General features: G+C 55.6%; 19 protein-coding genes. 6 read left to right on the forward strand and 13 right to left on the reverse strand.

Features of this window, described 5'->3' with window-relative positions; genetic code table 11:
• Positions 1–80 precede the first annotated feature (80 nt).
• From metG to JRF57_02830, 5 genes are all read right to left on the reverse strand, one after another.
• The gene (metG, locus tag JRF57_02810) at positions 81–1,997 is read right to left on the reverse strand and encodes a methionine--tRNA ligase (GenBank protein MBW2302625.1); all 1,917 of its coding nucleotides are present in this window, start codon (positions 1,995–1,997) and stop codon (positions 81–83) included.
• Entirely contained in the window at positions 1,994–2,845 is an 852-nt protein-coding gene (locus tag JRF57_02815; GenBank protein ID MBW2302626.1) for a stage 0 sporulation family protein, read from the reverse strand. The genes metG and JRF57_02815 overlap by 4 nt, the downstream gene beginning before the upstream one ends.
• Positions 2,842–3,912: a DNA polymerase III subunit delta' gene (holB, locus tag JRF57_02820; protein MBW2302627.1), complete on the reverse strand. Its 1,071-nt coding sequence runs from the start codon at positions 3,910–3,912 to the stop codon at positions 2,842–2,844. The genes JRF57_02815 and holB overlap by 4 nt, the downstream gene beginning before the upstream one ends.
• Positions 3,913–4,140: 228 nt before the next feature.
• On the reverse strand, positions 4,141–4,767 hold the full coding sequence (locus JRF57_02825) for a dTMP kinase (GenBank protein ID MBW2302628.1): 627 nt from the start codon (positions 4,765–4,767) through the stop codon (positions 4,141–4,143).
• Between the two features lie 137 nt (positions 4,768–4,904).
• On the reverse strand, positions 4,905–6,503 hold the full coding sequence (locus tag JRF57_02830; protein MBW2302629.1) for a DUF4445 domain-containing protein: 1,599 nt from the start codon (positions 6,501–6,503) through the stop codon (positions 4,905–4,907).
• 494 nt (positions 6,504–6,997) lie between these two features.
• Between JRF57_02830 and JRF57_02835 the strand changes: the two genes are divergently transcribed.
• The 4 genes from JRF57_02835 (at position 6,998) to uvrA (ending at position 14,761) form a co-directional block, all read left to right on the forward strand.
• Positions 6,998–7,531 carry a hypothetical protein gene (locus tag JRF57_02835; protein MBW2302630.1) on the forward strand — a complete coding sequence of 178 codons (534 nt, stop codon included), beginning with the start codon at positions 6,998–7,000 and terminating at the stop codon, positions 7,529–7,531.
• A 27-nt stretch (positions 7,532–7,558) separates the two neighbouring features.
• Complete coding sequence (locus JRF57_02840; GenBank protein ID MBW2302631.1) at positions 7,559–10,357, forward strand: molybdopterin-dependent oxidoreductase; 2,799 nt, start codon at positions 7,559–7,561, stop codon at positions 10,355–10,357.
• 421 nt (positions 10,358–10,778) lie between these two features.
• A complete protein-coding gene (gene pdxA, locus JRF57_02845) occupies positions 10,779–11,810 on the forward strand; it encodes a 4-hydroxythreonine-4-phosphate dehydrogenase PdxA (GenBank protein ID MBW2302632.1) in 1,032 nt (343 codons plus the stop codon).
• 131 nt (positions 11,811–11,941) lie between these two features.
• Positions 11,942–14,761 (forward strand): excinuclease ABC subunit UvrA, encoded by a 2,820-nt coding sequence (uvrA, locus tag JRF57_02850; GenBank protein MBW2302633.1) that lies wholly within the window; start codon positions 11,942–11,944, stop codon positions 14,759–14,761.
• A gap of 73 nt (positions 14,762–14,834) precedes the next feature.
• Here the strand turns inward: uvrA and atpE are convergent, their stop codons facing one another.
• The 6 genes from atpE to JRF57_02880 all read right to left on the reverse strand — a co-directional run bounded on the left by atpE (position 14,835) and on the right by JRF57_02880 (position 18,634).
• Positions 14,835–15,212, reverse strand: a complete 378-nt coding sequence (atpE, locus tag JRF57_02855) for an ATP synthase F0 subunit C (GenBank protein ID MBW2302634.1) — start codon at positions 15,210–15,212, stop codon at positions 14,835–14,837.
• 180 nt (positions 15,213–15,392) lie between these two features.
• The gene (gene atpB, locus JRF57_02860) at positions 15,393–16,082 is read right to left on the reverse strand and encodes a F0F1 ATP synthase subunit A (protein ID MBW2302635.1); all 690 of its coding nucleotides are present in this window, start codon (positions 16,080–16,082) and stop codon (positions 15,393–15,395) included.
• The gene (locus tag JRF57_02865; GenBank protein MBW2302636.1) at positions 16,083–16,472 is read right to left on the reverse strand and encodes an ATP synthase subunit I; all 390 of its coding nucleotides are present in this window, start codon (positions 16,470–16,472) and stop codon (positions 16,083–16,085) included.
• Positions 16,473–16,486: 14 nt separating this feature from the next.
• Complete coding sequence (locus JRF57_02870; protein ID MBW2302637.1) at positions 16,487–16,705, reverse strand: AtpZ/AtpI family protein; 219 nt, start codon at positions 16,703–16,705, stop codon at positions 16,487–16,489.
• 75 nt (positions 16,706–16,780) lie between these two features.
• The gene (hemL, locus tag JRF57_02875; GenBank protein MBW2302638.1) at positions 16,781–18,079 is read right to left on the reverse strand and encodes a glutamate-1-semialdehyde 2,1-aminomutase; all 1,299 of its coding nucleotides are present in this window, start codon (positions 18,077–18,079) and stop codon (positions 16,781–16,783) included.
• 84 nt (positions 18,080–18,163) lie between these two features.
• Positions 18,164–18,634, reverse strand: a complete 471-nt coding sequence (locus tag JRF57_02880; GenBank protein MBW2302639.1) for an AsnC family transcriptional regulator — start codon at positions 18,632–18,634, stop codon at positions 18,164–18,166.
• 263 nt (positions 18,635–18,897) lie between these two features.
• Between JRF57_02880 and JRF57_02885 the strand changes: the two genes are divergently transcribed.
• Complete coding sequence (locus JRF57_02885; protein ID MBW2302640.1) at positions 18,898–19,263, forward strand: DUF1992 domain-containing protein; 366 nt, start codon at positions 18,898–18,900, stop codon at positions 19,261–19,263.
• Between the two features lie 54 nt (positions 19,264–19,317).
• Here JRF57_02885 and JRF57_02890 read toward each other — a convergent pair whose 3' ends face one another.
• Both JRF57_02890 and JRF57_02895 read right to left on the reverse strand, forming a co-directional pair.
• A complete protein-coding gene (locus JRF57_02890) occupies positions 19,318–20,265 on the reverse strand; it encodes a dihydroorotate dehydrogenase (protein ID MBW2302641.1) in 948 nt (315 codons plus the stop codon).
• A 121-nt stretch (positions 20,266–20,386) separates the two neighbouring features.
• Positions 20,387–21,181, reverse strand: a complete 795-nt coding sequence (locus JRF57_02895) for a dihydroorotate dehydrogenase electron transfer subunit (GenBank protein MBW2302642.1) — start codon at positions 21,179–21,181, stop codon at positions 20,387–20,389.
• A gap of 790 nt (positions 21,182–21,971) precedes the next feature.
• On the opposite strand from JRF57_02895, the gene JRF57_02900 reads away from it, so the two are divergent.
• On the forward strand, positions 21,972–22,325 hold the full coding sequence (locus JRF57_02900; protein ID MBW2302643.1) for a DUF3795 domain-containing protein: 354 nt from the start codon (positions 21,972–21,974) through the stop codon (positions 22,323–22,325).
• Positions 22,326–22,546: the final 221 nt, after the last annotated feature.

Genomic DNA, 22,546 nt, shown 5'->3' on the forward strand with positions numbered 1-22,546 from the left:
AACAGCCTTCCGCCGGCCCGAAAGGCCGACGGCGCCTTTTTTCCTTCCGGGGCTCCCGGATAAAATCCCGAACCACCGGCTCACCTGACCATGCTTCCCGGGGACGTCCTGGTATCCGGGGCGAGAAGGTGGACCCCTGTTTCGTCCTCGGCGGCCAGGATCATTCCCTTGGATTCCACGCCCATAAGCTTTACCGGTTCGAGGTTAGCGACTACGACCACCTGTTTCCCGACGAGTTCCTCTTCACTGTAATAAGCTTTTATTCCCGCCACGACCGTCCTCTCCTCGCCGAGGTCCACCGTGATCTTCAAGAGCTTCTTGGACCCGGGGATGGCCTCCACGGCCGTGACAGTGCCTACACGAAGATCCAGTTTCTGGAACTCCTGGAAAGAGATCAAAGGTCGAGTTTTTTCTGATTCCACTTTCTTCTTCCCTTTTCCGGCCGCTTTGACCGGGTGTTTCGCCTTCTTGATTTCAACCCTCGGGAAGAGGTGGGGGGCCTTTGAGACGAGTCCGTCGAAGAAGCTCATGTCCCAGCGGACCAGGTCCTCGAAGGACCAATCTCTGCCCCGCCTTGAAAGCCCAAGGAGTCCCTGGATCTTTTCAGCCGTATCAGGCATGATGGGCCAGAGGAGCACGGAGACTGTCTTCAAGGATTCCAGCAAGTGGGCCAGGACCGTCGCGTGGCGCTCCTTGTCGGTCTTGGCCAGCACCCATGGTTCCGTTGAAACGATGTAGCGGTTGACCTTTCCGATGAAATCCCAAAGAGCCATGAGGGCCTTGTGGAATCCCAGCTTCGCCATGTACCCCTTGTAACCCTCGACCAGTTCGAGGGCCGCCCCCTTCAATTCCTCGTCGATCTCCTCTGTAATTGCGGGCCGAGGGACCTCGCCTCCGAAAGATTTGTAGACCATGGTGAGAGTACGGCTTACGAGATTTCCCAGGTCATTGGCCAGGTCCGCGTTGATTCTCCCTACCAGGGCCTCTTCACTGAACTCGGAATCCAAACCGAAGACCATTTCACGCAGCAAGAAATAGCGAAAGGCGTCCAGGCCGTAAATGTCCACCAACTCCAGGGGCTTCACCACGTTGCCCAGGCTCTTGGACATTTTGCCCGTATCAATATTCCAGTACCCGTGGACATTGAGGTGACGGTAAGGCGGGATTCCAGCGGCCTTTAGCATGCAAGGCCAATAGATTCCGTGGGGTTTGAGGATGTCCTTGGCCACCAGATGCTGAGCCACGGGCCAGAAGGTCTTGAACTGTTCTCCGTCCGGGTACCCAAGGGCTGAGACATAGTTGATCAGGGCATCGAACCAGACGTAAGTTACGTAGTTCTCGTCGAAGGGAAGGGTGATGCCCCAGTCCAGCCGGGACTTGGGCCGGGAAATGCAGAGGTCCTCCAGGGGATCCTTAAGGAAGGAGAGGACCTCGTTCCGGTACCTCTCTGGACGGATGAATTCAGGGTTTTTCTTGATGTGGTCGATGAGCCAGTCCTGGTACCTGCTCATCCGAAAAAAGTAGTTGGATTCCTTGATTACTGTCGGCTCGGTCTGGTGATCGGGGCATTTTCCATCTACGAGCTCCCGCTCCGTGTAAAACCTCTCGCACCCGAAACAGTAAAGCCCCTCGTACTCGCTGAAATAGATATCACCCTTTTCCTGGACCCTGGAAAGGATCATCCTGACCACTTCCTGATGGTTCGGGTCCGTGGTACGGATGAAGGCGTCGTTGGAGATCTTCAGCTTCGGCCACAGGTCCCTGAAGAGGCTGCTGATCCTGTCCACGTATTCCTTGGGAGACTGCCCGGCCCCTTGGGCGGCCTTGACGATCTTGTCCCCGTGCTCGTCGGTTCCCGTGAGAAAAAAGGTTTCCCTGCCCGCGAGCCTGTGGAAACGGGCCATCACGTCCGCCACGATCGTGGTGTATGCATGCCCGAGGTGGGGTTCGGCGTTCACGTAGTAAATAGGTGTCGTTACATAAAATTTTTCGCTCAATGTTCTCCTTGGTTACTCCCTTTCTGGTGGTTTTTCCGCCCCTTTTGGTCGGGCCCGTTACAGAAGCGGGAAAAGGGAAACTCTACTTCCTCTCCTGATTCCAGGACCACGGTCAGGGTCCGCTTCAAAGCATTCTGCCTGACCACCTTTCCCTCTCCCTGTTCGACCTTCACCCGTTTACCGACCCTGGGGACATTCTTCTTGACCCTCTCGTAGTATTCGTACTCGTAAGCGAGACAACACATCAGCCTTCCGCACATTCCGGAAATCTTGGAAGGATTGAGGGAGAGATTTTGCTCCTTGGCCATCTTGATGGAGACAGGGTCGAAATTCTGCAGAAAGGAGGTACAGCACAAGGTTCGGCCGCAATTCCCAAGTCCGCCCACCATCTTGGCCTGGTGCCGGACGCCGATCTGACGCATCTCGATCCGGGTCCGGAAACGGCGCACGAGGTCTTTGACCAACTCCCGGAAATCCACACGACCGTCTGCCGTGAAGTAGACCATGATCTTGCTCCCGTCGAAGAGCCGGTCCACAGAGACGAGGCACATGGGGAGTTCCCTCTTTTGAATCCTTTCATAGCAGAAGTCGTAGACTTCCCTTTCCAGTTCGCTGTGCCTTTCAAATCGGTCCAGATCCTCAGGCGTCGCGATCCGAAGAACCTTCTTGAGAGGCCGATCCGGAAAACTCTCCAGGCAATTCATGGGTTCGCCGCAAACCGTTCCCAGAGCCGCTCCCAGATCGGTCTCGACCAGGACCATATCTCCCTTGGAAAGGGAGAAATCACCCGGGTCGAAGGTAAAGACATTTCCATATTTTCGAAGCTGTACGTCGACTATTTTTTTCATGTGATATTGTCACCTAAGGGGACTCCTCTTCCGGGACGATCGGAAAGTCTTCTCAAGGCCAGGATCGTGTTCTCCATCATCAGGTCCAGATTCCGCCCGCGCCTCAATTCCCTCTCGGATCTGTCCAGGATATGAACTCCCCGGATCAGGGCGTGTATTGTATAGTTTTCGGAAAAACTTTTCAACCGGCCCCAAAAATCCCCATGAATCAGGCGATCCTTCTCAGCACCCGTCTTGAGGAGTATGAGATCTCTGAAACAGGTCTTCCATAAGGCCAGCACCTCGGCGGGTTCAAGTTCCTCGATACCGGACCGATCACCCCCACTCTTCCGCCCTCCGGCCGGACGGCCGCGCGCAAGGTCAAGGAGTTCATCGTGGGGAAGAAACGGGATGCGAAAAAGCGCATCCAGGCAGCCTTCCCTCTTCTCCAGGAAACCCTCCTCCTCCATCCCCAGGGCCCGCCCAAGGCTCCCTTCAGCCAGATTCGCCAGGACCCTGGCCCTTTCGGCCTCAATCCCCTTCTCCTCCTGGAGCCATTTTGCTATGAGGGCGGGAGGGATCGGCCGGAAGGACACCTTCTGGCAGCGGGATACGATGGTAGGCAGGAGATCAAGGGGTTCTGTGACCCCCAGGATCAGGATATTTTCCCTTGGGGGCTCCTCAAGGGTTTTCAGGAAAGAATTGGCTGCCTCCTCGGTCATGGCCTCCGCCCTTCGGAGGATGGTGACACGATACCTCCCGGAAAGGGGCCTGTAAGAAAATGAACGGTTAAGCTCCCTGATTTGTTCTATCTTGATGGCCTGCCCGTCGGGTTCCACAATTGCGAGGTCAGGAAAATTCCCTCCCGCCAGTTGCCGGCAAACGGAACACTTACCGCATCCTTCCCCCTCCACTGGATCCAGGCAGTTCAAGGCCTGGGCCAGGGCCAGGGCGGTCGTGGTCTTTCCCACCCCGTGAATTCCCACGAAAAGATAGGCATGGGGCATCTTGTCCCGGGCCATGGCCCGTTTCATCAACAAGACGGCCCTGTCCTGACCGATAATCCGTGAAAAGGGAACGATTTCCATACTTCACCGTTTCCCCCCCATTCATTCAGAGGCTAAGCCCAGGCGAAGGCATCCTGCTTGTGGGCCCCTTCGGGGGATGGGAAAGGAATCCCCACATTCAGGTTGAAACTTGGGAAAGGGTTCGAGGGATCAAGAGTTCCCTGGGATGTGTATGAATTTCATCACTTGAACCCATGTACCCTTGAGTCCTTGAACCAACAAGCAATTCCGAACCGAAACGGTCGTTGACTATATGTACGGAAGAATCCGCTGAAGGATCTCCGCCTCTACCTGGTTTTCAGGGCGGGTGGCGTCGATGACCTGGAATCTTGCCGGTTCCGTTCGGGCCAGATCCAGGTAGGCGGCTCTGACCTTCCGGTGAAAGGCGAGGTCCTCACGGTCGAACCGATCCTGCCCCCTCTCTCCACTCCTCTCGTTGCGGCCCAAGGCCCGGCGGATGCCGGTCTCTTCCGGGCAATCCAGCAGGAAGGTCAGGTCCGGGGAGATTCCCCCCGTCACCCTGTTGTTGAGGAAACGGAGGAATTCCATGTCCAGCCCCCTCGCCGCCCCCTGATAGGCCATCGTGGCGTCGGTATACCGATCGCAGAGCACCCACCGGCCATCCTCAATGGCAGGCCGGATCACTTCATCCACGTGTTGGGCCCTATCCGCCTCGATAAGAATGAGTTCTGCAAGGGGCGTAAGGTTGCGGTGGCGGGAGTCCAGGAGAATTTTCCTGATCCGGGCGCCGATCTCCGTTCCTCCCGGCTCATGGGTGGCGATCACCGGAAGTCCACGCTCGACTAGGGTCTTCCGGAGGCGCTTGATCTGGGTGGTCTTCCCGCTGCCTTCTATGCCTTCAAAGGTGATGAACACGCCGGTCTCAGGTCCCGCCTTTCCCTATTCTTTATTCAATCCAAGGCCGGAGGCTCCCGTGCCCGGTCCCGGATCGCGAGGAGAGTATAGAGAAAAGGTGGTGGATAATCAAGCCGCACCGGGATGCACGGTGATTTTCACGCCTCTTTCGGAGATGAGGTCATCATGGCTTTCGATACCCGGGCGACCTTCACGGAAGGGAAAAGGGAAGTGTCTGTGTGGGGGATGAACTTCGCCGCGCTGAAACGGTTCATGAACTCCTGATTGACGTTCAGTTCGATGTAGGTCACGTTGTCCCTGATCCTTTCCGCCTCCTCCATCGCGCCGTAAGATAGGAGCGCAAGAGTAGCCCCTTCCAGAGAGGTGTTTCCCAGGGTGCGGAAACGATCAGGAGGCAGGTCCGGAAGCATCCCGATGGTGATGGCCGATCGGGGGTCGATGGTGGTTCCGAAGGTCCCCGCAACGAGGAAGTGATGAATTTCTTCAAAAGAAAGGTTGGCCATTCGGGTGATGGTCACCAGGATCGTATACATGGCGGCTTTAGAGCGGATCAAGGCGTCAAGGTCCGGCTGACCCAGGGTCAGGTCTTCCCCCGTCCCGGAAGCCCCGGCAGGTACCAGAACCAGGTGTGCAATCCCGTCTATCTCCCGAAGCTTGTCTCCACAGACCTCTTTCACGAACTTCCCGCGAAGATCTATCATCCCGGTCAGGAAAAGCTGGGCCGCCAAATCGATGAGGCCCGAGCCGCATATGCCCGTGGGCGGCTGATCACCAATGGTTCGGATTTCCGGTTCGCCGGAATCGGGGTCAATCCGCACCCTGTCAATGGCCCCCGGACCCGCCATCATTCCGATGGAGGCCACTCCTCCTTCCAGGGCGGGACCAGCGGCCCCCGCACATCCCATGAGCCACTCCCGGTTTCCGAGAACGACCTCTGCGTTGGTCCCCACGTCCACCAGGAGCGAAATCTCTTTCCGGCGGGCCATTCCCGATGCAAGGATCCCGGCGATCAGATCACCCCCGAAATAGCTCCCCACGTTCGGGAAAACCAGTACCGGCGCATTCGGGTGAATAAAAAGACCCAATGCTTCAGCCCGGAGTATCCCTGTCCTGTTCACCACCGGGATATAAGGCTCCCGGCAGATCCAGAAGGGATCAAGCCCAAGGAAAAGATGGGTCATCGTGGTATTTCCCGCCAAAACCATGCCTGCCAGAGACTCCTTTGCAAGGCCGTGCCTCCTGACCAATACCCCGATTTTCTCGTTGATGCCCTTGATTAAAGCCGAGTGGAGGGCATAGAGTCCATTCTCTCCTGAAGCGAAATGGATCCGGCTCAAAATATCTTCGCCCATGGGCCTCTGGGGGTTCAAAAAGGATACTTCATCCACTCCCCTTCCCTCGGCCAGGTCAACGAGCCGGATCACCACGGTGGAGGTACCGAGGTCCACGGCCAATCCGAAAAGCCTCGGTGTCTTCCGGGCCGGGTAAAGATCCATGACCCGCCAGATATCCCCATCCCGAAAGAGCACCACCCCGACCTTGAATCCCGATTCCCTCAAAAGGGACGGGAGGCGCCTCGTCAAAGGGAGGTCCATTGTGACATCGCCGGCCCCCAGGACCTTCCGGGCCTCCTTCAACAGGCGATCCCTGTCGGCCGTGTTATCTTTCAGGCTGGGCCGGGAAATCTCCAGAACCAGTCCTTTTATCCATGCCTGCCGTGTCTCAGTTGGTTGCATGGGGGCGACCTTTCTTCACGATCTTGAGTCCCCGGCCCCGGGAAGCAGGATCATTCCAGGGTCTCCCGGGACCGCCGGGTGCCGAGATTAATACGGAAATCCCGTTGATGTCAAACCCGCCCTCTTTTCCATGGACCTGCCGGCCCTAAGGGCACGATAACTCCGTGAAGACATACCGAATCATTCTTTTTGGAGGGGAACACAGGAAATGTCTGAATTTTCTTGACCTTGGGATTTAAATTTTTCTAAGCTTAAGTTTGAAAACAACAACTCTTGCTAATTTGCTATAATTTATCGAAACCCGCTACCTCCTTGAAATAAAAGCGTCTTTTCCCCGAGATTCCCGGGGCGCCGGATCCCCGCGCCTTTAAAACAACCTGCCGGGGGGATCCGGCAAGACCCTATTCGGTTCAGGGGGGTGGGAAAGTGTTTTCGAAGAAGCCCGAAAGGGCGTTTTCCGCCGCCCCGCCAAAACCCGCGTCAAGAGTCAGGCAATGGATTACATCGACTGGCTCCTAATCATGGTCGATGACTTCTTGATCGGCCCTTACCGCTGGTTTCACCATCCCTTACTGGGCTGGTGGGCCGGAACCTTCATTCTTGCCCTTTGGGCGAGTATTCTGGGTGAGCTGACCCTGGCGGTGGCCTACCGCGTGAACCGCTCCGCCGTGAATGAGAGGCTTGAGGAGACGTCTCTTTATCACCAGCGTTCTCTCAATGCGCTCAAGAGCGGGGACAAAAAATCCTACAAGGCCATAAACAGGCTGGCCAACGAGGCCTTTGGAAAATCCTTTTTCCTGATGATGGCCATGGGGATGTCCTCCCTCTGGCCTGCCTTCATGGCCGCCGCCTGGCTGCAAAAACGATTTGGCGATATCCGGTTCCCCTTCCCTTTCGTGGAAAATGGGCTGAACTTCGTACCCTATTTCATTGTCTGTTACGTCATGGCCCGTATTCTCGTGGGAGCTGCGAGAAGGAAACTGAAAAAACGAACCGCCTGTTCCGGGGGAAGAAATTCAATCGGATGATTTATTCCATTACGGAGGCATGTTTTTATGGATCCTGAATTGATGAAATCCAGGGCTAGGAGATACCAGTTCCTTTCCGCCCTCTATCGGGACGAAATCCCCCTCTCCCTCATTGAAGCCATGCAAAAAGAAGATTTTCTCGACAGGTTCAATGAGGCTGTTACGGGGTGCGGGTTCATCGACCTTTCAAGCGGGGCGGAGTTGATGACCCAGTACCTGAAGAGCGGGCCCGCCGAAGAGCTTTACAAGGAACTCCGTTATGATTATGCCGACCTTTTCCTGAACGCCGGACCCAATCCCGTCTTTCCTTACGAGTCCGTGATAAAGAGCGGGGAGCCCGTCGTCATGCAGGAACCGGTCTTTGAATTGAGGAAATACTTCCGGAGGGCCGGCGTCCGAAAGAACCCTAACTATAAAGATCTCGAAGAACACATCGCGGTCCAGATGGAACTCCTGAGGATCCTCCTGGAAAGGGGGGATGAAGACCTTTATTTGGACTTCTTCAAAAACAAGTACTGCAAGTGGGTGCCCGCCTTTTGTGATCAACTCATCGCCGCCGCCCCATCCAAAAACAATTTCTACCAGGGGCTCGCGGCATTCACCCGCGGTGCCCTTATGTGCGAGAGCCTCAGGATCGAAGGATTCACCCGAGGCGAAGAAACCACGAAGAAAATGCTGGGAGCAGTGGATTCCCTGGGACTCGATCCGGGCTATGTCACCCTTGAAGAGGGGCCGCTCGAGGAGGAGCCCGAGAAGAAGATACCGAGCCATTGTTACACCTGTGGAGCGCTTTGCGGCATCACGGCGCGGCTCAAGGACGGGATCCTTGTGGCCACCAGCGGGCTCCAGGGAGATCCAAAGAGCGGCGGAAGGATCTGCCCCAAGGGAGCCGCGGCCCCCAAGCACCTCTATTCGGCCTATCGCTTGAAAACTCCCCTTATCAAGGAGGACGGGCGCTTCCGAAAGGCCACCTGGGACGAGGCCTTGGACAGGGTGGTTGAAGCCTTCGGTAAGATCGAGCAGGGGAAGATAGGTTACATGAGGGGTAATGACTGGGCCAACAATATCCACGAGGCCCTCTTCGATCACCTGGGTTGCCCCAAGACCACCCACCGGCCCATGTGCGACAACTCGAACCGCATGGCCAACGAAAAGAACCTGAACGACAAGAGGCCATGGATCAACTATCAGGAGGCCGACTATATCCTTCACTTCGGCATGAACGAACTGGCCACCTCTTATGGCCAGCGCAAGACCGCCGAGTTGCGGGCAGCCCTGCGGAGGGGAGCCAAACTCGTCGTTTTTGACCCACGGCGTTCCGAAACCGCAAGCGCCGCTACCGAATGGATCCCGATAAAACCCTCGACGGATGCAGCCGTGGCGATGGCTATGGCCTATGTAATCATCAAAAACGAGCTTTATGACAAGGAATTCGTCGAGAACTGGACCCATGGATTCGAGGAGTTCAAGAAGAGGGTCCTGGGCGAAGAAGACGGTGTTCCCAGGGATCCGGAATGGGGAGCAAAAATCAGCGGTGTTCCAAAGGAAACCATCGAGCGGATTGCCATGGAGTTCGCCTCCGCCCGGAACAAGGGTTGTATTTCCTGGACAGGTCTGGCCCAGACCCCGAACGGGATGTACGCGACCGCCGCGATCCAGGCCCTGAATGCCTTGTGCGGCACCTTCGACGCACCGGGCGGCCCTTCCCTTCCATTCAAGCGCAAGCTGAAATCCCCCTGGGGCAAAGGCCAGGAAAAGCCACCCGCCAAGGAAGCTCCCAAGCTCAACAAGTTCGGCATCTGGTCAGGTTGGGCCCCGGCTTATCTTCTGGCGGACGTGGAGGCCGGAAAGCTGAAGGGAATGATCAACTATTTCGGGGATCCGGTGCTGTCCTGGGGTAACCAGGAGGCCATAACCCGGGCCATAGAAAAAATGGAATTCGTGGCCACCATCGACGCCTTCATGTGCAATACCGCGCTCTTGAGCGACGTTATCCTCCCGGACGCCACGTGGCTCGAACAGAGCCAGGTCAAAGCGGATTGGATGTACGAGGCCTTTATCGCCTATTACGCGGAAGTGGTGCCTCCCATGTACGATTCAAAGCCCATGTTCCGGATCACTGTGGAATTGGCCAAGAAACTGGGTCTCGGGAAATACTTCCCCTGGGAAAGCGCCGAGGAGGCCGAACGCAACCAGTTGGAGGGGACTCCCTGGTCTTATGACGAGTTGAAAGAGAAAGGTTTTATCGTCACGGATCCTGCCCGGTATTACAAGTACAAGAATTGGGGGTCTTTCAACGTTCCCGAAGGGTACGGTTCTTCGGGCAAGACCTCGACGGGGAAATACAATTTCCTCAATCCCGTGGCCCGGGAAAAGGGGATCGATCCCCTTCCCGACTACAAGGAACCGGATCCCGAAATCTTACCCGATGATGAATTTCCCTTTATCTTTGGCAACTTCCGGTTGTTCATCCACGAGCATTCCTCGACCTTCAACAACTACCAGCTCATGAAGGCCCAAGGGACCAATCCCCTGTGGATCAACAAGCTGGACGCCCAGGAACGGGGGATCGAAGAGGGAGACAGGGTTCGACTCTCTTCCCCCTGGGGCGCGGTGGAATTGAGGGCCCATCCTACCTGGGGTATCATGCGGGGAGTGCTGGGCTCCGCCGGAGGTTTCGGACACATCCGGGGTCTCGAGGGAGATCCCAAGTACCCTCAATTCAGGGGAGTGAATGCCCCCGGCATCATGAAACCAAATTACACGGAAGACGTGGGCGGCACCCCTTTGCTCAAATACATCAAGGTGAAGGTGGAGAAGATGTAAATCGCTATCGGCTGAAGCCGTAAGCTTAGGGGCCAAGGGGTTCAGGGTTCAAGGGTTCAAGCGCAACCTACTTTACCTCTAATCCTTTTTTCTCACTTGACCCCTGGACCCCTCGAAGCCTTGAACCCTAATAAAAAACCATTGGACTGAAGTCTTCACCTGAAGGCACAGATTTCTCCCATTTTACAAATGGGACAATAACGTCCCAGCGATCCCTTGATTCCGGGAAAAAGAGGCCGGGCAAGCCCGGCCTTTTCTTTTCCTTCGCCCTTCCCGTCTCCATTCAAGGGGTCCGGAAAGACATTGACAGGCCCTGTCCCAGGACTGATAATTCCGGTGTCTCCGTGCCGGAGGATGAAATTTCCCGCTGTAAGCAGGGGGTATCCCAGGCAAAGGCGAATGGAGAGGAGGTAGCGGGACCATGCGCCCCATCGTCGGCATCACCATGGGCGATCCATCAGGGATCGGCCCTGAAGTGCTCCTGAAGGCCCTATCAGACAAGTCCCTGTACGAAATCTGCCGTCCCGTGGTCTTCGGGGATGCCGGGGTATTGCTCAGGACCCGGGGAAGACCCGCAGATTTACGGATCCGGGAAATCGACCATCCCCGTGAAGCCCTGGGAACCTTCGGACAGGTGGAGATCATCCCCCTCTCCTCTCTTCCTGATGAGGCCACATTCCCGGGAAGGCCCGGGATCCAGGGCGGAAAGGCCATGGTCCAATACATCCTCAGGGCAGTGGAATCGGCCCTGGAGCGGGAAATCGAGGCCGTGGTCACATGCCCCATCAGTAAGGCCCTCATGCAAAAGGCGGGTTACGACTTCGAGGGGCATACCCCCCTGATCGCTCAACTTACCCGCACGGAGAATTACGTCATGATGCTCGCCGGCGAAAGCCTCAGGGTTTCCCTGGTCACAGTTCACTGTGCCCTCAAGGATGTCCCGGCCCTTCTGGACATCGAGGCGGTTTATAAAACCATCGCCATCACGGGGGCGGCGCTTGAGCAGGATTTCGGGATCCCTTCCCCACGGCTCGCTGTGGCCGCCCTCAATCCCCACGGAGGGGAGGCCGGGCTCTTCGGACGGGAAGAATCGGAGATCATTCTTCCCGCCGTCAATAAGGCCAGAACCCGGGGAATCAGGGCGGAAGGGCCTTATCCACCCGACACCCTTTTTTACAAGGCCCGCCTGGAGCGATTCGACGCCGTGGTGGCCATGTACCACGACCAGGGACTGATCCCCTTGAAACTTCTCCATTTCTCCGATGCGGTCAACGTGACCCTGGGGCTCCCTATTATCCGTACCTCCGTGGACCATGGCACTGCTTACGATATCGCGGGAAAGGACATGGCCGACCCCTCGAGCCTGAAGGCCGCACTTCGCATGGCGGTCGAGATGGCCCGCCACCGGGAAGCCCGCCGGAGGCGAAACCGGGATCCACTGGCGACCGACTAGGCGAAGCTGGATCCTTCAAGGCAGGGATCGGAGGAAAGACTCCGTACAGGATACTTAAAAGAAATGTGACTGCGAACCTCCGCTCTTCCATGAAGACGGGAGCGGTGAACGATTTTTTTACCCGGATTCCCATGACCGCTGAATTCATCAAAATACGGGGTGCACGCCAGCACAACCTCAAGGACATCTCTCTGGACATTCCCCGAAACCGGCTTGTCGTCATCACGGGTCTTTCCGGTTCGGGGAAGTCTTCCCTGGCCTTTGATACCATTTATGCCGAAGGCCAGAGGCGTTACGTGGAATCCCTCTCGGCCTATGCCCGGCAATTCCTGGAACGGATGGACAAGCCGGAGGTGGAGTCTATCGAAGGTCTCTCCCCGGCCATCGCCATTGAGCAGCGCTCCACGGGCCGCAATCCCCGTTCCACGGTAGGGACGGTCACGGAAATCTACGATTACTTGAGGCTGCTCTTCGCGAGGATCGGACGACCCCACTGCCCCCGGTGCGGCCTGGAAATCTCCGCCCAGACAACCCAGCAGATCGTGGATCAGATAATGGAACTGGAAGAAGGGACCCGTGTGCAGATCCTCGCCCCCCTGGTGGAAGGGAAGCGGGGGGAACACCTCCAGCTCCTGCGGAAACTTCGGAAAGACGGGTTTATACGGGTCAGGATCGATGGTGAAATTCGTCTCCTGGACGAAGATATACGCCTGGAGAAAAACAGGAAACATTCCATCTCCGTGGTGGTGGACCGGATCGTCATCAAGGAGGGAATCCGCAGACGCCTTACGGATTCTATGGAACTCACCCTGAGTCTGTCCGACGGCAAGGCCCTTCTGGATATCGTCGGCAAGGGGGAAATTTTATTCAGCCAGAAAGCAGCCTGTATCCGGTGCGGAATCAGCCTGCCGGAGCTGACCCCGCAGATGTTCTCCTTCAATAACCCCCAGGGGGCCTGTCCGGAGTGCACGGGTCTGGGGCTCAAGCGGTATTTTGATCCCGAAAAGATCGTCCCGGACCCCTCCCTCTCCCTTAGAGAAGGGGCCCTGGCACCCTGGGAAAAACGGGCCTCGGGGTATTATCATCAGATGCTCGACGCTGTTTGCAGGCATTATAAGGTTGACGGTTTCACCCCATTCAGGGACCTCCCTAAGAAGGTCCGGGACATCCTGCTATACGGGTCGGGCAAGGAAGAAATCCACTTCGACCTCAAGGGCGATACTCATCGCCACTCCTTCACCCGCCCCTTCGAGGGGATCATACCCAACCTCGAACGTCGTTACCGCCAGACCGGATCCTACCAGGTCCGCGAGGAACTCGATAATTATATCAGCCTGCTTCCCTGCCCCGCATGCGGGGGGGCGAGGCTGAAACCCGCCAGCCTGGCTGTGAAGGTAGGAGGAAAGTCCATCCACGAGATCACCTCCCTTTCCGTGGAAAAGGCCTGGTCCTTTTTCAGGAACCTGAAGCTCAGCGAGAAGGAGCAACACATCGCTGAAAGGATCCTGCGGGAAATTACGGAACGCCTGGGTTTCCTGAACAGCGTTGGGCTTTACTACCTCACCATCGACCGCTCCTCGGCCACCCTCTCCGGCGGGGAAGACCAACGAATCCGGCTGGCCACCCAGATCGGGTCCGGTCTGGCCGGGGTACTTTACGTCCTCGACGAACCGAGCATCGGGCTTCACCAGCGGGATAACCGTCGGCTGCTCGAAAACCTCCGGCGCCTTCGAGATCTCGGCAACACCGTCTTAGTGGTGGAACACGACCTCGAGACAATCCTCTCCGCGGAACATGTCATCGACATGGGTCCGGGGGCCGGTATCCACGGTGGCAGAGTGGTCTTCGAGGGGCACCCCGAAGACCTCTTGAAAAGCAATGAATCCATAACAGGGCAGTACCTTTCCGGGTTTCGCCGGATTCCCCTCCCTCGATCCAGGCGAAGAGGAAACGGGAAAAAGCTCGTGATCAGGGGGGCACGGCAGAACAACCTGAAAGGCATCACCGTGGAAATTCCCCTGGGGACCCTGACTTGTGTCACCGGGGTGTCAGGATCAGGGAAAAGCAGCCTGATCAATGAGATCCTTTACCCGGCCCTGGCACGGAAGCTTTACCGCTCAAAAGAACCGGTCGGCCGTGTGGATGCCATTGAGGGGATCCGGCATGTGGATAAGGTCATCCGAATCGACCAAAGTCCCATAGGCCGTACTCCCCGTTCCAACCCCGCCACCTATACCGGGGTTTTCACCCATATCCGGGACCTTTTCGCCATGCTCCCTGAATCCAAGATGAGGGGATACAAGCCAGGGCGTTTCAGCTTCAATGTCCGGGGCGGACGGTGTGAGGCCTGCAACGGGGACGGGATCATCAAGATCGAAATGCACTTCCTGCCCGACGTGTATGTGACTTGCGAATCCTGCAGGGGGCTCCGGTTCAACCGGGACACCCTGGAGGTCAAGTACAAGGGATGCCATATCGCCGAGGTTTTGAATATGACGGTGAATCAGGCCCTCTCCTTTTTTGAGAACGTCCCCGGGATTCGCCAGAAGCTCAAGACCCTCTTGGATGTGGGCCTGGGATACATCACCCTCGGCCAACCGGCCACCACCCTTTCCGGTGGAGAGGCCCAGAGGCTCAAGCTCTCCAAGGAACTGAGCAAGAAAAATACAGGAAAGACCCTCTACCTCCTGGACGAACCCACGACGGGACTTCATTTCGAGGACATAAAGAGGCTGCTGGAAGTCCTCAATCACCTGGTGGGCCTCAATAACACCGTGTTGGTGATCGAGCACAACCTGGACGTCATCAAGACCGCGGATTACATCATCGATCTAGGACCCGAGGGGGGGGACCGGGGAGGATACCTGGTGGGGACGGGAACGCCGGAAGAGCTTGCCCGAAACAACTCCTCCTATACGGGCAGGTTTCTCAAAAAGGTCCTTCGAACTTGATTTTATACGTTCTCTATCCGTGGCACAAAAAGAGGCCTCCCCGTCGGGAGGCCTCTTTTTTACGTAAGTATTCTTACCCACCGAAGGATTTGACGATCGCCTCGAGCATGGGGGCCAGGTCGGGGATCTTGAATACGAGGATAAAGCAGATGAGCAATGCGTAAATACAGAGGGACTCGATGAGCGCCAAACCGATGATCATAGTGGTCATGATCTTTCCGCTGGCCTCGGGATTCCTGGCCGTTCCCTGCAGGGCCCCGTTGATCGCATTTCCCATGCCCACGCCGGTGCCCAGGGTCGCGAGCCCGATACCCACGCCGCAAGCGATGGCGATACCAAAGAAGGCCCACAAACCCGCCGCCATTGCAGATCCGTCATCCGCGAAAGCTACTGATACCACTCCCAGGACCAGGACCGCCGTTAATAGTCCAACAACACCTTTCTTCGCCATACTGACCTCCTTCCATTTTTTCATCTGTTGCCTTCTTCCAAAAAACCTAAATTAGGTCGATAACCCTCTTTCCATGTACTGTCCCGCCCCACGGCGGATCTATTTTTTAGTTTTACAGGGAGCTTCTCTCCCCACTGGTATTGTCTTCCACCCTTTCAGCTTACCTGTTCAAGAGTCTGATCAGTGGGCCTCCTCCATGGCACCCACGAAATACACGATGGAAAGGAGCATGAAAACCAGCGCCTGAATAAAACTGACCAAGATCCCTAAGAACAGGATGGGCAATGGGGCCAAATAAAGACCCGCCAAAGCGAAAAGGATGCCCAGGATTTTTTCCTTTCCCATAATGTTACCGAAGAGACGAACGCTCAGGGACATAACCCTTGCCAGGTGCCCTATGCTCTCGATGATGAACATTATGGGGGCCAAGGCCCATACCGGTCCCAAAAAATGCTTGATGTACTTCACCCCGTGGAACTTGATTCCTATGGCATGGGTGAGGATAAAGGTGCATATGGCCATAGAAAGCGTTGTATTGATATTGGCGGTCGGGGAGAAGAAGCCGGGAATCAGGCCGATCAGGTTTGAAACCAGGATATACAGAAAAATGGTCGCGATAAAAGGAAAGAAGGCCCTTCCTTCGGGACCGGTGATCTCCACCATGAAATTTTCCATGGTTCCGATAATGATTTCAAGCAGGTTCTGCCCCTTGACCGGAACCAATTGAAGCCCTTTAGTGAGGAGGATGGAGCCGACGACCAGGATGATCATCACGAACCAGGTATGGATCACATGACTGTATTCATACGCGAAATGACCGAGCCCGACAGCAGCGAGGATTTCGTTCAGAAAATAATAGTGATGTTCCATTTATGTCGCCTCCCCCGTCTTTGATTTGATAACCATGAGGATTCCAAAAACGACAATACTCAAGACAACGGTACTGAGGCCTACGGCCAGACCGATGGGATCCACCACCCTGTATGAAACGAGGAAATAGATGAGGACCCAAAGGGCCAGAAGCCTGAGGTAATATTTTGCTATGATGGGGCCCTTTCCACTCTTCTGGCGCCCCTGGTGGTCAAAGGCCCTCGTCAGCGTGCGCTGCATGAGGTTGAAGTTGGCGATTATCGCCAGCCCCCCGAGAATGACCCCCAGGGTGAGGGAAGGACTCATGAAGAAAAAACTCAAGGAGGAAAAGACGAGTAGAATCGCCCAATTGAGTTTTCCCAGCACCCCTGCTTGAATTGTCCGGTTCATTCCGATTCTAAAGGCTATTTATCCTTTATCCTTTTGTACATGATCTGGAGATTTCTGAATGCCGCTGCAATTCCGAATCCCAAAAAGACGATGAACAGCCACGGCCTGGTTCCGAACCTCCTGTCCAGGTAATCACCCAGTAACGCTCCTATCCCGATGGCGAAGGCCATGGACAGACCCACGGTACTCAGGTACCCTAAGGTCCTGATAAGTTTCTTGGTCTCATTGTCCATTTATTGGCAGTGAGCGGCGGGTCTACTCGTAAAAAATTGAATGTGAACGGTTGTCCTTATCACAGGTACTTCCTTCTAGTCAATACTTTTGTCCCGAAAATCGCGGAAACTCCTTGCCGCGCAATCGATGGTCTTTCTGAGGTCTTCTTCGCCATGGGCCAAGGAAACAAACCAGGCCTCGAATGCGGAAGGTGCCACGTAGACCCCTTGCTCCAGCATGGATCGGTAAAAGGCCTTGAAGGCCCGGACGTCGCCCGTCTTGGCCGATGCGAAATCCGTAACGGGCCGGTCCGTAAAAAAGAGGGAGCCCAGGGAACCGACCCGGTTCACCCTGACCTTGACCCCCGCTGCGGCCGCGGCCTCTTCGAGGCCTTTGAAAAGCATGCCCGTCTTTGCCTCCAGTTCCTCGTAGATCCCGTTTTTCCTTAGGATTTCAAGGGTGGCGATACCTGCCGCCATGGCCAGGGGGTTCCCGGAAAGGGTTCCTGCCTGATAGACGTTTCCCTCCGGTGCCATATGCATCATGAGATCCTTTCTCCCCCCATAGGCTCCCACCGGCAGACCGCCTCCGATGATCTTTCCCAGACAGGTAAGATCAGGCATGATCCCGTAAAACCCTTGGGCACCGCCCGGTCCCACCCGGAAACCCGTGATAACCTCATCAAAAATCAAGAGTGAGCCGTGCCGGCGGGTGATTTCCCTCAGGCCTTCCAGAAATCCTTTTTTTGGAACGATCACACCCATATTTCCCGCAATGGGCTCCACAATGACGGCTGCGATCTCGGAACCGAACCTTTCAAAGGCCTCCTTGACTTCCTCCAAATCGTTGAATCCCAGGGAAAGGGTATGACGGGCGAGATCCTCCGGGACCCCCGGGCTACCTGGAATGCCCAAGGTGGCGACCCCTGATCCGGCGGCGACCAGCAGGCTGTCTGCATGCCCGTGGTAGCACCCCTCAAACTTTATGATCTTGGATCTTCCTGTGTAGCCCCTTGCCAGGCGGATGGCACTCATGGTGGCCTCGGTCCCGGAGTTGACCATCCTCACCATCTCCACCGAAGGCACCATGTCCACGATCAACTCCGCCAGGCGTACCTCAAGTTCGGTGGGAGCCCCATAACTGGTCCCCAGTGAAACCCTGTCCCGTATCGCTTGTACCACTTCAGGATGGGCATGACCCAGGATCATTGGGCCCCAGGAGCATACATAATCGATATAGCGGTTGCCATCCGCATCCCAGAGGAAACACCCCTGCGCCTTCTCGATAAAAGGCGGGTTCATGTCCACGGCCTTTCCGGCACGAACAGGGCTGTTGACGCCCCCCGGTATCCTCGCCTTTGCCCTTTCAAACAGGCTTTCGGATCTATCCCCCATTTCCTAACTCCATAATAGTTTGCTCAAAAGCCCTGGTATTTCCGCGGGACCGCTCCGGTTATCAGTCCCCCGCTTTTATACAACCTAATCTTCGAAATATGCCATGCTCGTCTTCTTGAATTCCTTTTCACTGAAAAGAAGAGTGAAGTCTTTGATCCCGGATTTCCGAGACATTCGCTCGGCAATCCGATAACAGGTCTCCCGGTTTTCACCGTGTACCATGGTGTAAAGGTTGTAGCGAAGCTCCCCTTGGGGCCGTCTTTCGTAACAATGGGTCACCTCCCGGAATCCCGCCATGATCTTCCCGACTTCCTCGATCCTTTCCTCCGGAACCACCCACGCAACCATGGCGTTCGAATTGAAACCGGCCTCCTGGTGCCTGAGGGTGGCCCCGAAACGCCGGATCACACCCTTCTTCTTGAGAGACGAGATCCTTCTCAGGAACTCCTCTTCACTGATCCCCATCCCTTCCGCCAACTGCCGAAACGGACGGGGTTCGAGAGGAAGATCTCCTTGAATGAGTTGGATAATTTTCCTGTCCATTTCATCGATCATTTTCAAATCCGGTAGGCATCGGCTCGTCCCCTCCTGCGTCGGTGGCGACCCAAAGAGCGCGGCCCTGCAAGATGTTTCCGGGAACATTGACTTGATCCGGGAATTTCCTCGTGCCCATATCCAATCCCCGTTTCCTTGTCAAGCTGAAAGGGCGCCAAGGAAGGAGTCTGTCTTGAAAAACGGGCCGGAATGGATTATTGTTCGATTCCGGGGAGGACTGGGAAAAGGAGGAAATATCCGAGACCGTGCTATTCGACAACCCCATCAGAAAAATCGCTGAAAGAAAGATCCGGGAGGCCCAGGAAAACGGAGAGTTCAACAATCTTCCTGGAAGAGGTAAACCTCTGAAGCTTGAAGACGACCGGAATATCCCCGAGGATCTTCGCATCGCATACAAGATCCTGAAAAATGCGGACTGCCTTCCACCCGAACTCGAGGCCAAAAAAGAGATCAGGCAGATGGAGGACCTGCTGGAAACCATCCCGGACGAAAAAAAGAAATACAAACTCATCAAGAGGATCAATTACCAGATCATGAAATTGAACATGATGGGGAAAAAATCGCCCCTGCTCGAAGAAAAGCAGGTTTATTATCAAAAGGTCCTGGAAAAATTTTCCAGGAGGAAATGACCGGCCCGTCCATCCGGGGAACCGAGCCCGGCTGACTACCCTGGAATCGGGGATCTACCTGCCTCTTTCACTCCTTTTGCCCGTTCTTAGGGTTCCGATCAATTCCTTGATGGATTCGACACGTCTCTCCACGCAATAGGCCGTAAGACCTTCCAGGATATGAACCGTGGCCAAAGGGTCCACAAAGTTGGCAGTGCCCACCTGAATGGCGCTTGCACCGGCGATCAGGAATTGAAGGGCATCGCGGTAATCCATGATCCCCCCGATGCCGATGACCGGGATCTTCACAGCCTTTGCCGCCTGGTAAACCATATACAGAGCCACAGGCCGAATCGCGGGGCCTGAGAGTCCACCGGATACGTTGGCCAGAACGGGAGTTCGGGATTCAATATCGATAGCCATTCCCGTAAGGGTATTGATCAGGGAGAGTGCATGGGCCCCCGCGCCCTCTGCGGCTCGGGCAATCTCCCGGATATCCGTCACATTGGGGGAGAGCTTGACGATGACCGGCTTGTCAGTGCTTTCCACAACTTTTCCCGTAACCCTTGCGGTCATCTCCGGGTCAACCCCAAAGGCCATTCCCCCCTCTTCCACGTTTGGACACGAAACATTCACCTCCAGGGCCGATACCCCTTCAACCCCCTTGAGGGCAGAGGCCAGTTCGCCATATTCCTCCACGTGATGGCCGTAAATGTTGGTCACTACATGGGTGTCCAGTCCCCTCAGCCGGGGAAGCATATCCTTCAGAAAGGCCTCGATTCCCATGTTGGCGAGCCCGATGGCATTGAGCATGCCGCAAGGGGTCTCCACGATCCGTGGTGGGGGATTTCCAGCCCTCGGCTCGAGAGAAAGCCCCTTTACGACAACCGCCCCCAGGCGATCCAAATCAACAAGGGGTTGGTATTCCTTCCCGTACCCGAAGGTGCCGGAAGCGGTCATAACCGGGTTTTTAAGTACCAAGGGGCCCAGCTTGACCGATAGATCAGGTTTGAATGGATCCATTGCACCCTCTAAGAGCTTAAACCCTGAGTCTTGTAAGATCTGGGGCTTAAAGGTCTCTCTACTCTAAAGGATTCTGGAAGGCGAAATCACGAAACGTTTCTCCCCCCAACATCCCGGAATCTCAGGAATCTCTCCAATCGATTGCGGCCGCGGGAAAAACCGGCCCGTCCCGACACACATGGAAATAAAAGCGCCCTAATCCTTCTGCCGCGGGTACGGCGCAACCCTGGCAAGCCCCGAGCCCGCATGCCATCCGGGCCTCAAGAGAAACCTCGCAGGGGATCCCGCGTTCCAGGGACAGCATCGCCACTTTCCTGAGCATGGGTCGGGGTCCACAGGCAAAAACCTTCACTTTTTTCCCCGACCTTCCGGTCTCTTCAAGCCGCCTTTCCAGGAGATCCGTGACAAATCCTGCATAGCCCTCACTCCCGTCTTCGGTCGCCGGATGGAAGCCTACGTCAAAAATTCCCACCAGATCCGGAGTGAGGATATCTTCGGCGCTCGGGAAACCCGCCAGAAAGGACACCTCCTCCCCTTTTAAAACATGAAGCAGAAAAAACAGGGGGGCTACACCGACTCCACCACCTACGAGAACCGGCTTCTCCCCACCCCTCGGCCCTTCAAAACCATTGCCCAGAGGCCCCAGAAGAGATACGCGCTCACCGGGCACCAGGCCTGTCATGAGACGTGTTCCCTCCCCGACCACACGATAAAGCACCTGGATTACGTCCCCGGACAGCCCACATATGGAAAAAGGCCTCCTGAGCAAAGGAGACACCTCTTCTCTGACCCGTATCATAATGAATTGACCGGGTTTGGCGGCCCGGGCGATCTCGGCGGCTTTCAAACCGAGCAGCCAAGTGTCGCGATTCAAAGGCCGGTTATACGCTGTCTCAGCCGATTTCTCGAATATCATGGACACAAGATATCCTATCAGGACCCGGCAGGGAAAGGAAAAATTGCCACCTGAAATCTTTCAGGCGTCGAGTTTATCGAAGATGCAAGGCATCCAACGCGGTAGATTTAGTAAAATCGACCCTCCGGAAGGGTAGACAATCTTAAACCCGGATTATGCGTGAACGCTTGTTCGCCTCGGGCGCGGCCTGCCCAAGAAAGGGTAAAGAGATTTTCCCGGAGCGGCCTATTTTGGCTCTGGAGCAGCCTGCCTGCCGCAGGCAGGGAGAGCGGAAGAGCCGAAATCCACAGTGAGCGGAGCCATGGACGGCGTAGCGCCTGCCCGCCGGCTGTTTGGCGGGAACGTAGCGGAGGGGACATCTCATTACCCTTCACCTATCGGGTGCTCTCAGAATGCTTCAACATATTGTAATAAAGATCAATTTCATTTTTCACGAATAATTTGGGTTGAAATATTGCTCATTTTGCTCTCACTCTTCGGGTTAAACTTCCCCTTTTCCCGGTTATGCAAAAAACCCCAGGGTGCCCAGAAAAATGTGCGTATTTTCACAGAAAATCCAGGCCGGGTTTCCTGGATCTGTTCAAAAAGGCCCCATCAATCAAGAGCGCCGTCCCACCTGGATATTAAAATGATTCATCAAAACAAGACATTATCTCCCTCCTCCACCCTAGTGGGCGGATCTATCCAAAACCTTTAGCGGTTCGGGTCCATCCTGGCATGGTACTTGATGAATAGATCCCGAAAGTTGGATTTGATGAGGCGCCACAGGGACTAGAAGAAAGGGGATCCAATGAACCGGATGATTGCTTACTGCGGCCTTGCATGTGATGAATGCAGCATCTACCTCGCCACCAGAGAGGACAACGAGAAGAGGAGGGTTGAAGTTGCTGAGTTATGGTCCAACTTGTATGGGCGGAAAATCCTTCCAGAAGAAATCTATTGTGACGGCTGCAGGTCTCAAACAGGTCGGCTTTTCTCTTTCTGCTCACAATGTCCCGTAAGACGCTGCGCCCTTGAAAACGACCTCGAACTCTGTATCTATTGTACAAATTTCCCGTGCTGGCGGTTGAAATCCGTCTTCAAGGCTGTACCGGAATCCAAGACCCGGCTGGAAAATCTGAAACAATCTTGTGTCCATCCATAAACAGGCAATTTTGTTCAAGGTCAAGGAAGGCGAAGATTTTAACCATCCCGCTTTAGAATGCCAAGCGGCAGAGGCACCATACATTGAAGTATTTCGAGGATTAAATATATCACGGGGAAGCAGCCCTTTCAATCTCCCTCCAGAGAAAGGGCCCCTTGCGGTGGGATAGTTACAGATTTCACCTCTCCAGCGGTTGACTAAGGCAAGCCCTCCCGCCGCTG

The organism is Deltaproteobacteria bacterium, from assembly GCA_019310525.1.
Taxonomy (GTDB): domain Bacteria; phylum Desulfobacterota; class DSM-4660; order Desulfatiglandales; family HGW-15; genus JAFDEE01.

What these genes read in the sequence shown, in the direction of transcription:
- atpB (MBW2302635.1), bottom strand. Translation starts at nt 16,082, where the DNA reads ATGGAACATCACTATTATTTTCTGAACGAAATCCTCGCTGCTGTCGGG.
- JRF57_02830 (MBW2302629.1), bottom strand. Translation starts at nt 6,503, where the DNA reads ATGCAACCAACTGAGACACGGCAGGCATGGATAAAAGGACTGGTTCTG.
- atpE (MBW2302634.1), bottom strand. Translation starts at nt 15,212, where the DNA reads ATGGCGAAGAAAGGTGTTGTTGGACTATTAACGGCGGTCCTGGTCCTG.
- JRF57_02870 (MBW2302637.1), bottom strand. Translation starts at nt 16,705, where the DNA reads ATGGACAATGAGACCAAGAAACTTATCAGGACCTTAGGGTACCTGAGT.
- JRF57_02815 (MBW2302626.1), bottom strand. Translation starts at nt 2,845, where the DNA reads ATGAAAAAAATAGTCGACGTACAGCTTCGAAAATATGGAAATGTCTTT.
- JRF57_02890 (MBW2302641.1), bottom strand. Translation starts at nt 20,265, where the DNA reads ATGGATCCATTCAAACCTGATCTATCGGTCAAGCTGGGCCCCTTGGTA.
- JRF57_02880 (MBW2302639.1), bottom strand. Translation starts at nt 18,634, where the DNA reads ATGATCGATGAAATGGACAGGAAAATTATCCAACTCATTCAAGGAGAT.
- pdxA (MBW2302632.1), top strand. Translation starts at nt 10,779, where the DNA reads ATGCGCCCCATCGTCGGCATCACCATGGGCGATCCATCAGGGATCGGC.
- JRF57_02840 (MBW2302631.1), top strand. Translation starts at nt 7,559, where the DNA reads ATGGATCCTGAATTGATGAAATCCAGGGCTAGGAGATACCAGTTCCTT.
- JRF57_02895 (MBW2302642.1), bottom strand. Translation starts at nt 21,181, where the DNA reads ATGATATTCGAGAAATCGGCTGAGACAGCGTATAACCGGCCTTTGAAT.
- uvrA (MBW2302633.1), top strand. Translation starts at nt 11,942, where the DNA reads ATGACCGCTGAATTCATCAAAATACGGGGTGCACGCCAGCACAACCTC.
- JRF57_02900 (MBW2302643.1), top strand. Translation starts at nt 21,972, where the DNA reads ATGAACCGGATGATTGCTTACTGCGGCCTTGCATGTGATGAATGCAGC.
- JRF57_02865 (MBW2302636.1), bottom strand. Translation starts at nt 16,472, where the DNA reads ATGAACCGGACAATTCAAGCAGGGGTGCTGGGAAAACTCAATTGGGCG.
- holB (MBW2302627.1), bottom strand. Translation starts at nt 3,912, where the DNA reads ATGGAAATCGTTCCCTTTTCACGGATTATCGGTCAGGACAGGGCCGTC.
- hemL (MBW2302638.1), bottom strand. Translation starts at nt 18,079, where the DNA reads ATGGGGGATAGATCCGAAAGCCTGTTTGAAAGGGCAAAGGCGAGGATA.
- JRF57_02835 (MBW2302630.1), top strand. Translation starts at nt 6,998, where the DNA reads ATGGATTACATCGACTGGCTCCTAATCATGGTCGATGACTTCTTGATC.